We start from the raw sequence: 13,817 nt of genomic DNA, 5'->3' as shown, positions 1-13,817 counted from the left end.
AGCCTCCGCATTATTTATAACACACTTATAATGTATTTTATGAATATGTAATGGCGGGCGGTTTTATCGATAATATAAATGATTTTATCAACTTTCTGGCTTTATGGATTATTATTACTTATCAGGATTAATTAATTTTTTGTATGTTTTAGTTAATGTTAATTACGCACATTACTGAATATTCCCCGCAAGTAATTCCCCGCAATTTTCAACTCAAAATTGTTTCCAAACATTGCTTTTTACTTTCCAATCCTATAAATTGCCCTACCACCGAGACTGCTAAAAATAAAACGTTATGCATAAGGATGTTAATAGGATGTATGTCTCTATATTTGGCATTCCTGGATTTGTTGTTATTTATTATTGATCGTGATACCCCGCACTGATTCTCAGCGATATTTAATTTCTGCATGACATAGGCAGAGGCTATTTCACAGCCTGTTTTCGGTGGTTGACTCATTATCATATTATTACGCTATGGATACCATAACATCCATGGGCGGTAGCGTGGGAAAGCCATCCTCACTGGCTAAACTTACTCTTACTTAAGAACCTCATAAAAACATCTTCCTTAATTCCCCGGCGGGCAGGGATAAAAATACCAGAAAGAAAGCTGCCCCGATAAAAATAAACGGTTAAAACGTTATGAAAGTTAAGCTCTTCTCTGTTCCACTCGTCATATTTTTCACATCGCTGTGTGGATGTACGTTATCGCCAGGTATCGGTCTGAATACCTCGGGTAAAAATGTCGTGAACGAAAAAGTTCCTTCTGAAGATATTAGCGCCCTGGTTGATGTTTACCCTATTACGCCTAAACTGGTTGAATCTCTCATCCGGCGTCCCGCCGTTGCAACAGTGAATAGCGACCTGGATTCACGTCTTAAAAACTACCAGTACCATGTCGGCATCGGCGATATATTAACCATTACCGTATGGGATCATCCTGAACTTACCACACCCGCCGGTCAGTATAGGAGTGCCGGAGAGGCCGGAAACTGGGTAAATGCCGAGGGGGCCATATTCTATCCCTACATAGGTATGGTTAACGTTGCCGGCAAAACTACCTCCGAAATTCGTAGCAATATTACTGCCCGGCTCACCCAATATATTCAATCACCGCAGGTTGATGTCAATGTCGCGACGTTCCGCTCGCAAAAAGTCTATGTCACCGGTGAGGTGGTAAAATCCGGACAGCTACCGGTCACCAACGTTCCCCTGACCATAATGGATGCAATTAACCAGGCGGGGGGATTAGGTGAAAATGCCGACTGGAATAATATCGTATTATCGCATAACGGTGAGAAGTCCCTCATTTCTTTGCAGGCCCTAATGAAGAACGGAGATATGCGGCAAAACCGTTTACTCGAGCCGGGAGATATTCTCTATATCCCAAGAAATGACGAGCTGAAAGTGTTTGTGATGGGTGAAGTGAACAAGCAAATGACATTACGCATGGATCGTAGTGGTATGACTCTGACTGAAGCTCTGTCGGATGCCCATGGTGTTGACCCGCTGACGTCAGATGCCACGGGGATTTTCGTCATCCGCCCCCTGAAAGGGGAGGCTAAAAACAGGATCGCGAATATTTACCAGCTGAATGCAAGCGATGCGGCGGCACTGGTGCTGGCAACAGAGTTCCAGCTTCAGCCTTACGATATTGTGTATGTGACGACGGCTCCGGTAACAAAATGGAATCGTATTATCGGACAACTATTGCCAACTATTACCGGGGTTCATGACCTGACGGAATCAGCCCGCTATATTCGGAACTGGTAAGGAAAGGGAATGTTTAATTCTGTCCTGATAGTGTGCGTAGGTAATATATGCCGCTCACCGATAGCTGAAGCTTTGCTGAAACAATGGCTGCCTGAAAAAAATATACAATCGGCCGGTCTGTTTGCACTGAAGGGAAAAGGCGCTGATCTGATGGCAAAGACGGTGGCCTGCCGTCACGGGATATCACTGGAAAATCATAAGGCAAGGCAGTTTACGCGTGAAATGGGGCGGACGTTTGATCTTATTCTGGTGATGGAAAAGAGGCATATCAATATTATTACGCATTATTTACCCGAAATCAGAGGGAAAATCATGCTGCTGGGGCATTGGAATCAGCGCAAAGATATTCCTGACCCGTATGGAGGAGATATAACAACCTTTAATTTTATATTCTCTCTTATAAATGAGTCAGTATCTGGCTGGAAGGCGGCTTTAGATGATCAGGGTTTAAAATGAGTGTGAAAATAACGAATCAGTTTAAAAATAAAAATAGCCAGGATGAGTTTGATTTACGCAAAAACGTTGGCGCTGTTATTGACCGAAGATACACTATTATTGTCATTACCTTAATCTTTGCCATCATTGGCCTGTTATATGCCGTTCTGTCGGCTCCGGTTTATCATACTGATGCGTTAGTTCAGATCGAATCCTCAGGCGAAACCGATATGATAAGTCATATCTCGCCATTATTGCCGGCGAAATCACCTGTTTCACTGACAGAAAAACAATTGATTACTTCCCGGGCAATACTGGGTGAAACCGTCGCTCAGTTAAATTTGGATACAGAAGTCCGTTTTGCCCATTTTCCCATTATTGGTGAGGCGATACGGCGATATTCGTCGTCAGGATTGCCGCAGATCACGGTGGATATCTTTGAACCACGCGAGGGAGTGACCGGAAGCCCTTATACGCTTGAAATTCTCGGGAATGCTAATTATCAGATAACATCACCTTCCGGCACGACCACATCGGGAATGGCCGGTAGGGTGTTAGAAACTCCGGAGTTTCGTATTGAAGTCAACGCAATCAATGCGCGCAAAGGCGATAAGTTTACCGTTATAAAAGTCGAAGTGCTCAAGGTGATCAGTGACTTACAAACCAATGTCAACGTCATGGATCAGGGAAAAGATACGGGTATTTTGACTATCAGCTACAGTGGCAATGATCGTAAACAAATTAAGCGTATTCTCCAGACAATTATTGATAACTATGCCCGCCAAAGTATCCACCGGAAATCAGAAGAAGCAGAAAAAAGTCTGGAGTTTCTCAGGAGTCAGCTTCCCTTGGTAAAAAACAACCTTGGGATCGCAGAAGCGAAATTAAACACCTTCAGAAGCCGAAATAATTCGGTGGATTTACCGATGGAAGCAAAGTCGGCCCTCGACAGCCTGGTTCAACTGGATGGTCAGGTTAACCAGCTTATCCTTAAAGAAGCTGAGATTTCAAAGCTCTATACAAAGCAGCATCCTGCATACGTGGCATTAATTGAAAAAATCCATGTACTGAAAGAAGAAAAGGAAAATCTGAGTCAAAAAATCAGCACATTGCCTCAGATGCAGCAGGAAGTGGTCAGGCTGACGCGTGACGTTCAGTCGGGACAACTTATCTATATGCAGCTTTTAAATAAGCAGCAAGAACTAAAAATCAGCCAGGCCAGCACAATCGGCACGGTCAGGATTATCGACAGTGCCGTCACAGGATTAAAGCCCGTGAAGCCCAATAAAATCAGGGTGATATTTATTTTTGCCTGTCTGGGAATGATTTCATCCGTTGGATTTATCCTGGCAAAAGTCTCACTGCAGCATGGCATTGATTCCGCCGAAATACTTGAAGACATCGGTCTGAATATTATTTCAAATGTGCCGCTATCAGAGTGGAAAAATAACCCCGATCCTGACGCTATTAAGGATGGGCAACGCTTAAGCCTACTGGCACTTGAGAATCCGTCAGATATTGCCATTGAAGCCCTGAGAAATTTAAGAACCAGTTTATATTTCTCGCTGATGGAATCCGGATCAAATGTATTGATGATCTCCGGTGCTACCCCGATGGTAGGTAAAACCTTCATCAGTTCCAACCTTGCTGTGGTGATAAGCCAGGCTGAAAAACGGGTCTTATATATTGATTGCGATATGCGAAAAGGGTATGCACACCGGATCTTTGATATTCACAACGTAGGTTTATCAGAGGCTATTGCAGGTTCCATCATGTATAAAGACGCGGTCCAGAGCAGTAAAATTCCGGGGCTGGATATCATTACGCGCGGGAAGTTATCCAGAAAACCATCGGAACTTTTGATGCGCAAGGAATATCGCCAACTTATTCAATGGGCTTCAGAGAATTACGACCTCGTAATACTGGATGCACCGCCGGTTCTGGCGGTAAGCGATGCCGTTATTATCGGGAAACATGCGGGTATTTCTCTGCTGGTTGCTAAATTCGAGCAGAGCACAGTACGTGAAATAGAATCTGCAATCAGAGTATTCAAAAGAAATAATATTGATATTAGCGGCGGGGTGCTCAACGCAGTGGTGAATAAATTTTCTGGTTTCTATAGCTATGGTAAAAAAGAAATATATGAATATCATGCATCTGAGCTATGAAAATCACACTACGTTATCAGGACATAGGCAGAACTCTACGAGAAGTGATGTTTGCTCCTGACTGGTCTTAACTAGACCAGGATCATTATGATATCTTTCAGGGAAAGATAATGAATAAGATATTCAGCGACAGTGTTATTTATGTTGGCGGAGAGTTATTTGTAAAAATTTTCCCTTTCCTTCTGCTCCCTGTTCTCTCCCGCGCTTTGGGGCCTGAACAGTACGGACAAATATCTTTATTCAATACTTATGTGTCGATCTTCTTTGTCTTCATTGGGCTCAATTCATCAGCCGCGATTATTAGATATGAGTACATGCAAAAAAGATATCATTCTGCAGATTATTTCTTTTCCTCTGTCATTATTTTATCCATCGCCTTCATCCTTTACATCCATGTCCTGTATGTTTTTTACCGCCATGAAATTATCATCCTTGCAGCGCTGGCAGGTTATCTGCAGTGTGTTTACACCAATCTGGTCTCGGTCAGTCAGGCCAGAAAAGAAGCGAAAAAATACCTGATAGCACAAGTGCTTAATGCGGCAATGTCATTTTTTATGACATTATTATTTCTGTATTATTTTTGGGCGAACTATGAGGCCAGGGTTTACGCGATTATCATGGGCTTTCTGCTCTCAATATTTTTTGCTTCCTGGTCAAACAGAGTCTGGCTGAAGCAGGTAGATTTTCGTTTTGAGACGTTTAAAAAGACATCATCGCAACTTTTACTTTTTGGCGTTCCTCTCATTATTCATAATTTGAGTTTTCTGGCCCGATCCGGACTGGACAGGATTATGATCAGTAAATACTTCCCCGGTGCCACATTGGGGAATTACTCAGCAGCATTTCAGCTGAGTGTGATTATTACCGTAGTGCTGATGGCGCTGAATAAGGCATTGACCCCTCATCTGTACAGCCAGTTAAGGAATAATAAAATCAGGAGAAGTGACTTTAATCTGATCTTCGCCGGGTATTTTTTTCTGAGCATACTGATAACCGTTGTTGCGCAGTTACTGCCTGAAAAAATATACAATATGGTTGCAGGAGAAGAGTATCAGGACATTAAAAGATTGGTGATAATTATGGTGCCTGCTTTTTTAGCGCAGGGATTTTACCTGATTATGGCTTCCACCTGTTTTTTTTATGGCAAGAATAAAGCAATTTCCTATTGTACTTTCACCGGAGGAATCGTTCATTGCGTTATATTGTATTTCGTTTGTAAGTTTATGAATGTATTCTGTGTGCCATGGGTGCTGTTTTTCTCGAACAGTTTTGTCGCTTTTCTGATGTATATAACTGTCTTCAGGGCCGTATTAAGCCAGGACCGGCGAGGAAAAAGTGAACATTGATTTAAAACGTGGCGTTATGTATCTTCTTTTAATGATGGCCATTTCAGTATGCATAGTTAATCTTATTGTGAATGCACGTATTGCGGTAGGGGCGGTGATCTTTACCCTGACTGCATTGAGCATACCTGTCATGACCATTCCGGGAGCCCGTTATAATTTTTTTATCATCTCGGCACTGCTGTTCTCTGCCGGCTATACGTTTTATTGTGTTAATGCTTTTGATATCTTCCCCGGAATAGATGCTGTCCGCTATTATCAATTTTTGATGTCAAATGACTCGCTTAGTGAAATACTCTCCGGTGCGGTAGAGAGGGTGATTAAAGTGCATGAAAGCGGAGAGACTGACGGACCGGGTTCCTTTTTTATCTTTGGGTTACCTGTTCATTTATTTTATAATTTAATGCCCGCAAAAGATGCAGTTTATATTGTTATTTTTAATTTCATCTTCAAAATGATGGGGGTTTTGACAATCAGCCGACTATTTTCCAGAGTATGTTCGGTTAATTTTCGCTGCGTTCTGCTATCTCTGATTATTTTTTCTCCGACGTTTAATTATTTTGTTTCTGTTTTTGGTAAAGATACCTTTATCTTTTTCATGACAATCCTTCTGGCCGCTGCGTTAGTCAGTTTCTCGGTTACTCCGGGGAGAGTTACAAAATTCTTCCAGGCCATTAGCATGTTAATACTGGCAGGCTACTGTTTTCTGCTCCGGCCTTATTCTCCCGTAACGGCACTTCTGTATGTTATGTTTACACTGGAATGTTGCCGGTTAATAAAATTCGCCATGATAGGAACGGTTTTGATAGTGGTACTGGTTGCTGTTTTAAAATCGGTTCTATTAATAATTAACTGGCCGATGATTTTTGCTTTTATGTATATGGCTCCCAACCCCTCTCAGTTTATGAATTATGATGGCTTTACATTGCTTCCCGTGCTCGGGGTTATTATTACTTTAATGTTGATTTTTGTCCGGACAATAAAATATACCACCCTTATTTTTGACAGGAAACTGGCAGCATCGGTTATGTGTGTCCTGATTTATTCTGCCATCATGACACTGGTTGGATTCTACGCGATCCGTACTGAATATAGTTTTGGAAGTGTAGGGGATGCCGTATTCAGAAAACAACTGCTCATTATGCCGCTGGTTATTTTTTCCCTGTTACTTTATTTAAGAACCCGGGTTGCAGGTACATCAGATGAAGAAAATTGAAGTTGCTCACCTGTTAGGTCAGCTGGATATCGGAGGAATTGAAAGCTGGCTTTATGATTTGGTGATTGAAACAGCAGGTAGTGTACAGCACACCTTTATCGTCGATAAGCCCCATAAAGGATTTTACGAAGAGGATTTATTGTCGATGGGTTGCAGAGTCATACACATTTCGTCTTATAAAAAACCACTGAAATACATAGCCGCTTTGTTTTCCGTTCTCAGGAAAAATAAATATGATGTCTGTCATAGCCACGTCAGCTTCAATAATGGTGTCGTCGCGTACATCGCTAAGATGTGTGGTATACCGAAGGTTATTTCCCATGCTCACTCTGATCGAACTCTGCAATACCAACGCCAGGGCCTGTTAAAACGCCTTGAAATTGATTTTAAAATCTTCCTGGTCAGGCGTTATTCGACGTATTGCGTTGCGGTCAGTGAAGGTTCAGCACGTTGCCACTACAAAACAAAGGGAACGGCAGTCAGCATCATTCCCTGTGGCAAAAATTTTCAGAACCTGGTCTCTGCTGCTCCGAGCCGCCTTAAACAGGAGCTTGGTATTGCTGAAAGCACGTTTGTTTTGGGAACGGTCGGGCGGGTAGAACCTGTTAAAAACCAGGCATTCCTGCTTGATATACTCTCTCAATACCGTGAGCAGGATGTGTGTTTGCTGATTGTTGGTGAAGGAAGTCTGCGGGCTGACTTGCACAGACTCACCCTTGAGCAGGGTCTCGCTGACAAAGTTATCCTGACCGGTGCAAGAGACGATACGCTGTTAATTTTACGCGATGTTATTGATGTTTTCCTGTTTCCGTCGCTGCACGAGGGCTTTGGGCTTGCTGCTGTTGAAGCTCAGGCGGCCGGCCTGCCGGTCATCGCTTCACTGCATGTTCCACGGCTTATTGATGTGACTGAACGTATCTCTCATCATTCACTTAGCCATCTCTGTGCATGGACGTCAGAAATTGATGCATGGATGGCTCAGCCTGTCAGGAAAGAAATTAATACTGATGTGATAACAGGCCGCTTTTCTATCGGGAAGAATGCGCAGGAAATATTGAGGTTATATGTCTGAAAATATTAAAACTGGCCGGATGGTTTTTCATCACTGGCGGAGCATTATTCTGTTTCTATGTGCCATAATCTCTCCTTTACCGAAATTTTTTCGTGCTTATCTGCTTGATGTCTTCGCCGGATTTCCGGGAAAAACAGGGGTGGGCATCCGCTATATTCTTATCCGTACGCTGGTAAAAGCATGTGGAGATAATGTTTATATCGGACGCTGGTGCGTATTCAAAAATCTACAAAACCTCTCACTGGGTAGCAATATCAGTTTTCATGAACGGAGTTATGTGGATGCTGCCGGAAATATATTGGTGGGTAATGATGTGTCGTTTGCCCATTCTGTGTCGATTATCTCTTTCGAACATCGGTACGCATTATCTGAACAACCCTTTAAATATCAGCCGGTAGAGCTTAAAAAAATTTGTATTGCCTCGAATGTCTGGGTGGGGTGTGGTGTAAGGATCCTGGCAGGTACGATAATTGACTCTGACGTCGTTATCGCAGCGAATTCTGTCACCAAAAATCATCTTACTGCGGGAGTCTATGCCGGATCCCCGGCAATGAAAATAAAGGAGCTATCATGAAAATGGTTTTTGCGCATGACCATTATTTTATCCATCATGGTGAAAAAGTGTATTCACCCGGTAAGCTTCCTTATTCTGCTTTTACCCGGTATTTACATCATTTTGATCAGGTAACTGTATTATCCCGTTATAAAAATGATTCCTCATTTTCGCCTTACTGGACTCTGGCCAGCGGTCATGGGATGGTTTTTAAAAAAATTGAAAATCATTCTTCTCTGAAATCTGTGTTATTCACTTGCCATAAAAATATTATCGAGATTAAAGACACTCTCAGAGGGTGCGATGGCGTTGTTGTCAGGTTACCCAGTGAAACCGGTCTGATAACAGCAAAAATCGCACGACAGATGAATATTCCTTATCTTGTGGAACTCGTAGCCTGTCCGTGGGATGCCATGATCGGATACGGATCACTGAAGGGATTCCTCTATGCTCCGGTGTTATCCTGGCGGGTGAGGCAGGCGGTGAAAAAAGCCTGGGGTGCTATTTATGTTACGGGAAGTTTTTTGCAAAAACGTTATCCTATTAAATATAACGGCGTGTCTGCTTCAAACGTTGAGTTACTGCCGGCCTCTCTTTCTGTTCTGAATCAAAGATGCGATAAAATAGCTACGTCCTCTGGAGGACCTTTTAAAATAGGCTTAATTGCTTCTCTTGACAGTCCGCATAAAGGTTTTGATACCATTTACAGAGCAGTCTATCGGCTCAAAAATAAGGGGGTTCCGGTCATACTTGAAATCACCGGTGGCGGAAGTAAATTCAAAAATAGTCCGCTGATTGATAAATTATTACTGCATGACAATATTATTTTTTCAGGGCCCAAAACATCAGGAGAAGGGATTTTTTCATTCCTGGATACCGTCGATCTGTATGTGCAGCCCAGCAATCAGGAAGGATTGCCACGTGCTGTGATAGAGGCGATGTCGCGCGCCTGCCCGGTGATCACCAGTTCTGCCGGAGGAATGCCGGAGTTATGTCAACGGCATTACCTGCATAAGCCCAATGATGACCATACACTGGCGAACAACATTGAATATTTACTAAAAAACCGTCAGGAAATGTTATCGATGGCGCACCACTCGTTTAATACTGCGCGTCTTTATCAGCCTGAATTATTAATGAAAATCCGCTTTGATCTCTTTACCCGCTATAAGAATCATATGCTTTCACTCAGGAATGCCTGACACAACATCTCTCAGTTGTTTTTGGTTTTTACTGATATAGATAATGAATGACCTTTAACATAATTATGAGAAATGTTTTTGCAAGGTCAGTGTAAATATTTTATTTATATTAGGGAGCTGCAAGCAAGATCCGAACACAATGCAATAAATGTTGGAATTTATTTCCGGCAAAAAAAGGAATGATAATTTTGAATGGAATCGATCACAAATATGTTATTGCAATTACGGCTAACACAAGCTGGTATTTGTATAACTTTCGAAAAAATACCATTATGGCTTTGCTGGAGAATGGATATCAGGTAATAGCAATCTCACCTGCGGATGAATATACTCACCGGCTCGCTGAACTTGGCTGCCAGACGGTTCCGGTAAAAATAGACTCCGGCGGTACTGATTTTTTCAAAGACTTGATCACTTTATTTTCAGCCTGGTGTGTTTTGCGTAAGCACAAAGTCGATGTGGTATTGAATTTTACGCCTAAAAATAACATCTATTTTACGCTGGCAGCTAAGGTATTAGATATTCCTGCCATCAACAATATCGCCGGACTGGGCAGTGTTTTCATGAGCAAAGGCATGGTGAGGATAATATGCCGGCATCTCTACCGGTTCAGTCAGCGCTATGCGGCAAAAATTTTCTTTCAGAATGAGGATGACCGGGAATTATTCCTGACTGAAATGCTGCCTGATTATTTATATACCGAACGATTACCGGGTTCGGGTGTTGATTTAATGCGTTTCAAGGTAACACCGGCACCTGATGATGATGTGGTACGTTTTATACTGATTTCCCGAATGCTCTATTCCAAAGGAGTAGAACATTATGTTGATGCGGCGCGCAAATTGAAGAAACGGCATGGGCAGCGCTGTGAATTTCGCTTGCTTGGGTTCCTGGACGTTAATAATCCGGCCGCCATTAAGACCGAACGGATGGCCGCCTGGATTGAGGAGGGGAACATACTTTATCTGGGGACGTCAGATAATGTTGAGCAGGAAATCGCGCTGGGCGACTGTATTGTTTTGCCTTCCTTTTACCGTGAGGGGGTGCCGAAATCCTTACTCGAAGCCGGAGCGATGGGGAAGCCTCTGATTACCACGCGTAATATTGGTTGTCAGGACACGGTCAATGAAGGGGTAAATGGTTTTCTGTGTGAGCCACAGGATACGGGGTGTTTAACACGTGCGATGGACCGGATAATCAACCTTACCCACTCGCAACGTCTGGATATGGGCAACGAGAGCAGGAAAAAAATGGTCAGGGAGTTCGACGAAAAAATAGTCATTTCCCGCTATCTGACGGCCATTGAACAGGTTCTTTCCTGACACCGGCGGTTATTCCGCCGCCGGTGTCAGGCTTGCTGACAAAATGCTAGTCCACGCGGCGATAGCTGCGCTGCGTATTGTTGACTTTATACAGATAGCGGCGCGATTCTCCGGACGGATGTTTGGTCGTCAGTGTGGTATAGACATCGCCCGGCGACATGCTGTTAATGATGTTAAATGCCTGCGTTTTATTGCTTGAGAACACGCGTAACACGCTGCCTGCGCCACCGTTATACGCAGTAATCACTGCATAACGACGTGATGTCGGATTGCTGATGTTCCCCAGATAAACGTTTTGCAGCATCGCCAGGTATGCGGTGCCGGTATTGATGTTATTTTGAGGATCAAACAGATAGCTTCGGCTTGGCTTACCCCATTTCCCTTCTGATTTAAACACATCCACCCCAGCGGTATGCTGCACAACCTGCATCAGCCCCAGCGCATCGGCGTTACTCACCGCATACGGGTTAAAAGCAGATTCCGTTTGCATGATCGCCAGTATCAGTGACTGATCGACACCATATTTCGCAGAGGCTTCGCGGATCATCGGCAGGTATTTATGCGCACGCTGATTCAGGTGGTTTGGTACCATCTGGATCGTTACGGAATAAATGACATGCAGGCCGGACTGACGGCGCATCAGTTTGTTCTGGATCAGATAGTCGGCAAAGCTGGCGGCACGCCCTTCCCAGCGGATCGGCTGACCGGTGTTGTCGAGAACCTGACCGTACAACATCGGTTCCCGGCTGATCTGGATATCGTTGGCGTCTGAGTAGAGATCAACGTTGCCCGGGTCATCGCCCACCAGCAAGGTGCTGATAATGGCCTTACGCAGGCTGGCGGCCGGATCGGTGCCAGAAATGGTTTCAAGAGTAATGGTACCCGCATCAAAGTTAATATGGCTGCGGGTGTAATACTGATCGCTATATTTCACGTAGTCTTTCGGACCCGCGATCAGCACTTCATTCATGCCCCAGATGTTTTCGATGTTATGGGCGAACTGGCCCATCAAAATGTCAAATCCGTTAGTGTCTTTCACATAAGCTTCGTTGAACGAGTCTTTCTTACTGCCGGAGCAGGAGATCAACATGGGCGCGATAACCAGCAAAGCTAAAATTTTCTTCATCTTACAAGCCGTTTCTGATGAAAGAAGCAGGCGCCGGGGCACCTGCCTTAATGTTTCAACCATTATTACCAATGATTATTTTGAGGGCGGGGTATAGCCTTCGATATGAACATCCTGACCTTCAAACAGAAAATTCACCATTTCCTGCTCCAGCAATTTACGGTCATCCGGGTTCATCATGCTGAGTTTCTTTTCGTTGATCAGCATGGTCTGTTTGGCCATCCACTGCGACCAGGCTTCTTTGGAAATTTCATTGAAAATACGTTTGCCAATCTCGCCAGGGTACAGCTGGAAGTCTTGCCCTTCGGCATCGCGCTTGAGAAAGGTGCAAAAAATCGTTCTGCTCATGCTAATTCCTTATCGATCGTTCTTTTAGGGCGGTTATTTGCCAGCGGTCTGCTTTGCTAATTGTATCAGCAGACGTTCTACCGGCGCGGCCAGCCCGACGGATTGTGGTTGCGCTAAGTTATACCAGAGACCCGCACCTTCATCCATGCAACCCGCCGTAGAACGTAGATTTAACCACATCGGAACGATATCCAGATGGAAATGGCTGAAAGTGTGACGGAAAGCGGTCTGTTGCTGTAACGCATTTTGCGTAACACCGTATTTTTGCAGCCCCAGCGCGAGTTCATCTTCGGTCTGGTATTGCGGGAAGCAGAACAATCCGCCCCACAGGCCGACGGGCGGACGCTGCTCCAGCCAGACTTTATCTTCCTGCTGAATCATCAGCATAAAGGCCGTTTTTTCCGGTAACGTGGTTTTGGGTTTTTTACCCGGGTATTTTGCCCAGCTGTGATGTGCGTAAGCTTCGCAACCTGATTTCACCGGGCATAACTCGCATTTCGGTTTGCTGCGGGTACAGACCATGGCACCCAGATCCATCATTGCCTGATTAAACTGTGCGACACCTTCGGCAGGCGTGACGTCTTCACTGATCGCCCACAGTTTATTTTCGGTTTTTTTCTCGCCCGGCCAGCCGTCAACGGCGTAGCAACGGGCCAGCACGCGTTTCACATTGCCGTCTAAAATGGGGTAATGCTGATTCAGTGCCAGCGACAACACGGCGCCCGCCGTTGAACGGCCAATGCCCGGCAGCGCAAGAATTTCATCAAACGTCGTCGGAAATACGCCGCCGTGCTGGCTGGCAATAGTTTGGGCCGCTTTATGCAGGTTTCGTGCACGGGCGTAATAGCCAAGGCCGGTCCACAGATGCAATACTTCGTCGAGCGGTGCCGCGGCGAGATCTGACACCGTCGGGAAACGTTCCATAAAGCGTTCAAAATACGGGATGACAGTCGCTACCTGCGTTTGCTGCAACATCACTTCTGAAAGCCAGACTTTATAAGGTGTTTTGGCAATTTGCCACGGCAGCGTCTTGCGGCCATAGCGCTGATACCAGTCGAGCACCAGCGGCGAAAAAGAAGGGGCTTCCATCATGGGTGAATTACAGTCCGGCAGGGTTAAAAGACGGGGCTGATCACATCACAGTTCCCGTCTGGCTGTAAACCGGAACTTTCCGCACTGTACGCACAGTAGTTAGTGGCTGATTTCAGTATTGACTGTTTTCCTGCCCGCAAGCCTTGCTAATCGGGAGTAAGTTT

The 13,817-nt window shown here is 44.5% G+C and carries 12 protein-coding genes; 9 read left to right on the top strand and 3 right to left on the bottom strand.

Features of this window, described 5'->3' with window-relative positions:
* Window positions 1-645 precede the first annotated feature (645 nt).
* From J1781_RS02715 to J1781_RS02675, 9 genes are all read left to right on the top strand, one after another.
* Window positions 646-1,776 (top strand): polysaccharide export protein, encoded by a 1,131-nt coding sequence (locus J1781_RS02715; protein WP_217218637.1) that lies wholly within the window; start codon window positions 646-648, stop codon window positions 1,774-1,776.
* A gap of 9 nt (window positions 1,777-1,785) precedes the next feature.
* Window positions 1,786-2,232 (top strand): arsenate reductase/protein-tyrosine-phosphatase family protein, encoded by a 447-nt coding sequence (locus J1781_RS02710; RefSeq protein WP_217233178.1) that lies wholly within the window; start codon window positions 1,786-1,788, stop codon window positions 2,230-2,232.
* Window positions 2,229-4,379: a polysaccharide biosynthesis tyrosine autokinase gene (locus J1781_RS02705; protein WP_217233177.1), complete on the top strand. Its 2,151-nt coding sequence runs from the start codon at window positions 2,229-2,231 to the stop codon at window positions 4,377-4,379. Before J1781_RS02710 ends, J1781_RS02705 begins: the two co-directional genes overlap by 4 nt.
* Window positions 4,380-4,489: 110 nt before the next feature.
* Complete coding sequence (locus tag J1781_RS02700; protein ID WP_217233176.1) at window positions 4,490-5,725, top strand: oligosaccharide flippase family protein; 1,236 nt, start codon at window positions 4,490-4,492, stop codon at window positions 5,723-5,725.
* Window positions 5,715-6,938, top strand: coding sequence for a hypothetical protein (locus tag J1781_RS02695; RefSeq protein ID WP_217233175.1), 1,224 nt, complete (start codon window positions 5,715-5,717; stop codon window positions 6,936-6,938). The genes J1781_RS02700 and J1781_RS02695 overlap by 11 nt, the downstream gene beginning before the upstream one ends.
* Window positions 6,925-8,010, top strand: coding sequence for a glycosyltransferase (locus tag J1781_RS02690; RefSeq protein WP_217156937.1), 1,086 nt, complete (start codon window positions 6,925-6,927; stop codon window positions 8,008-8,010). Before J1781_RS02695 ends, J1781_RS02690 begins: the two co-directional genes overlap by 14 nt.
* Window positions 8,003-8,584, top strand: coding sequence for an acyltransferase (locus tag J1781_RS02685; protein WP_217156934.1), 582 nt, complete (start codon window positions 8,003-8,005; stop codon window positions 8,582-8,584). Before J1781_RS02690 ends, J1781_RS02685 begins: the two co-directional genes overlap by 8 nt.
* A complete protein-coding gene (locus J1781_RS02680; protein ID WP_217233174.1) occupies window positions 8,581-9,765 on the top strand; it encodes a glycosyltransferase family 4 protein in 1,185 nt (394 codons plus the stop codon). Before J1781_RS02685 ends, J1781_RS02680 begins: the two co-directional genes overlap by 4 nt.
* A gap of 188 nt (window positions 9,766-9,953) precedes the next feature.
* Window positions 9,954-11,087 carry a glycosyltransferase family 4 protein gene (locus J1781_RS02675; protein ID WP_129991396.1) on the top strand — a complete coding sequence of 378 codons (1,134 nt, stop codon included), beginning with the start codon at window positions 9,954-9,956 and terminating at the stop codon, window positions 11,085-11,087.
* Window positions 11,088-11,133: 46 nt separating this feature from the next.
* Here the strand turns inward: J1781_RS02675 and mltC are convergent, their stop codons facing one another.
* The 3 genes from mltC to mutY all read right to left on the bottom strand — a co-directional run bounded on the left by mltC (window position 11,134) and on the right by mutY (window position 13,653).
* The gene (mltC, locus tag J1781_RS02670; protein ID WP_217218916.1) at window positions 11,134-12,213 is read right to left on the bottom strand and encodes a membrane-bound lytic murein transglycosylase MltC; all 1,080 of its coding nucleotides are present in this window, start codon (window positions 12,211-12,213) and stop codon (window positions 11,134-11,136) included.
* A 75-nt stretch (window positions 12,214-12,288) separates the two neighbouring features.
* Window positions 12,289-12,561: an oxidative damage protection protein gene (locus J1781_RS02665; RefSeq protein WP_013576841.1), complete on the bottom strand. Its 273-nt coding sequence runs from the start codon at window positions 12,559-12,561 to the stop codon at window positions 12,289-12,291.
* A 33-nt stretch (window positions 12,562-12,594) separates the two neighbouring features.
* Entirely contained in the window at window positions 12,595-13,653 is a 1,059-nt protein-coding gene (gene mutY / locus J1781_RS02660; RefSeq protein WP_129991397.1) for an A/G-specific adenine glycosylase, read from the bottom strand.
* Window positions 13,654-13,817: the final 164 nt, after the last annotated feature.

This window comes from Rahnella perminowiae (genome assembly GCF_019049695.1).
Lineage (GTDB): Bacteria > Pseudomonadota > Gammaproteobacteria > Enterobacterales > Enterobacteriaceae > Rahnella > Rahnella perminowiae.
The sequence above is the reverse complement of the archived record's forward strand: the minus strand, read 5'-3'. Positions and strand labels throughout refer to the sequence as shown.

Coding starts and splice junctions, on each gene's coding strand:
- J1781_RS02715 (WP_217218637.1), top strand. CDS start 646: ATGAAAGTTAAGCTCTTCTCTGTTCCACTCGTCATATTTTTCACATCG.
- J1781_RS02710 (WP_217233178.1), top strand. CDS start 1,786: ATGTTTAATTCTGTCCTGATAGTGTGCGTAGGTAATATATGCCGCTCA.
- J1781_RS02705 (WP_217233177.1), top strand. CDS start 2,229: ATGAGTGTGAAAATAACGAATCAGTTTAAAAATAAAAATAGCCAGGAT.
- J1781_RS02700 (WP_217233176.1), top strand. CDS start 4,490: ATGAATAAGATATTCAGCGACAGTGTTATTTATGTTGGCGGAGAGTTA.
- J1781_RS02690 (WP_217156937.1), top strand. CDS start 6,925: ATGAAGAAAATTGAAGTTGCTCACCTGTTAGGTCAGCTGGATATCGGA.
- J1781_RS02685 (WP_217156934.1), top strand. CDS start 8,003: ATGTCTGAAAATATTAAAACTGGCCGGATGGTTTTTCATCACTGGCGG.
- J1781_RS02680 (WP_217233174.1), top strand. CDS start 8,581: ATGAAAATGGTTTTTGCGCATGACCATTATTTTATCCATCATGGTGAA.
- mltC (WP_217218916.1), bottom strand. CDS start 12,213: ATGAAGAAAATTTTAGCTTTGCTGGTTATCGCGCCCATGTTGATCTCC.
- J1781_RS02665 (WP_013576841.1), bottom strand. CDS start 12,561: ATGAGCAGAACGATTTTTTGCACCTTTCTCAAGCGCGATGCCGAAGGG.
- mutY (WP_129991397.1), bottom strand. CDS start 13,653: ATGATGGAAGCCCCTTCTTTTTCGCCGCTGGTGCTCGACTGGTATCAG.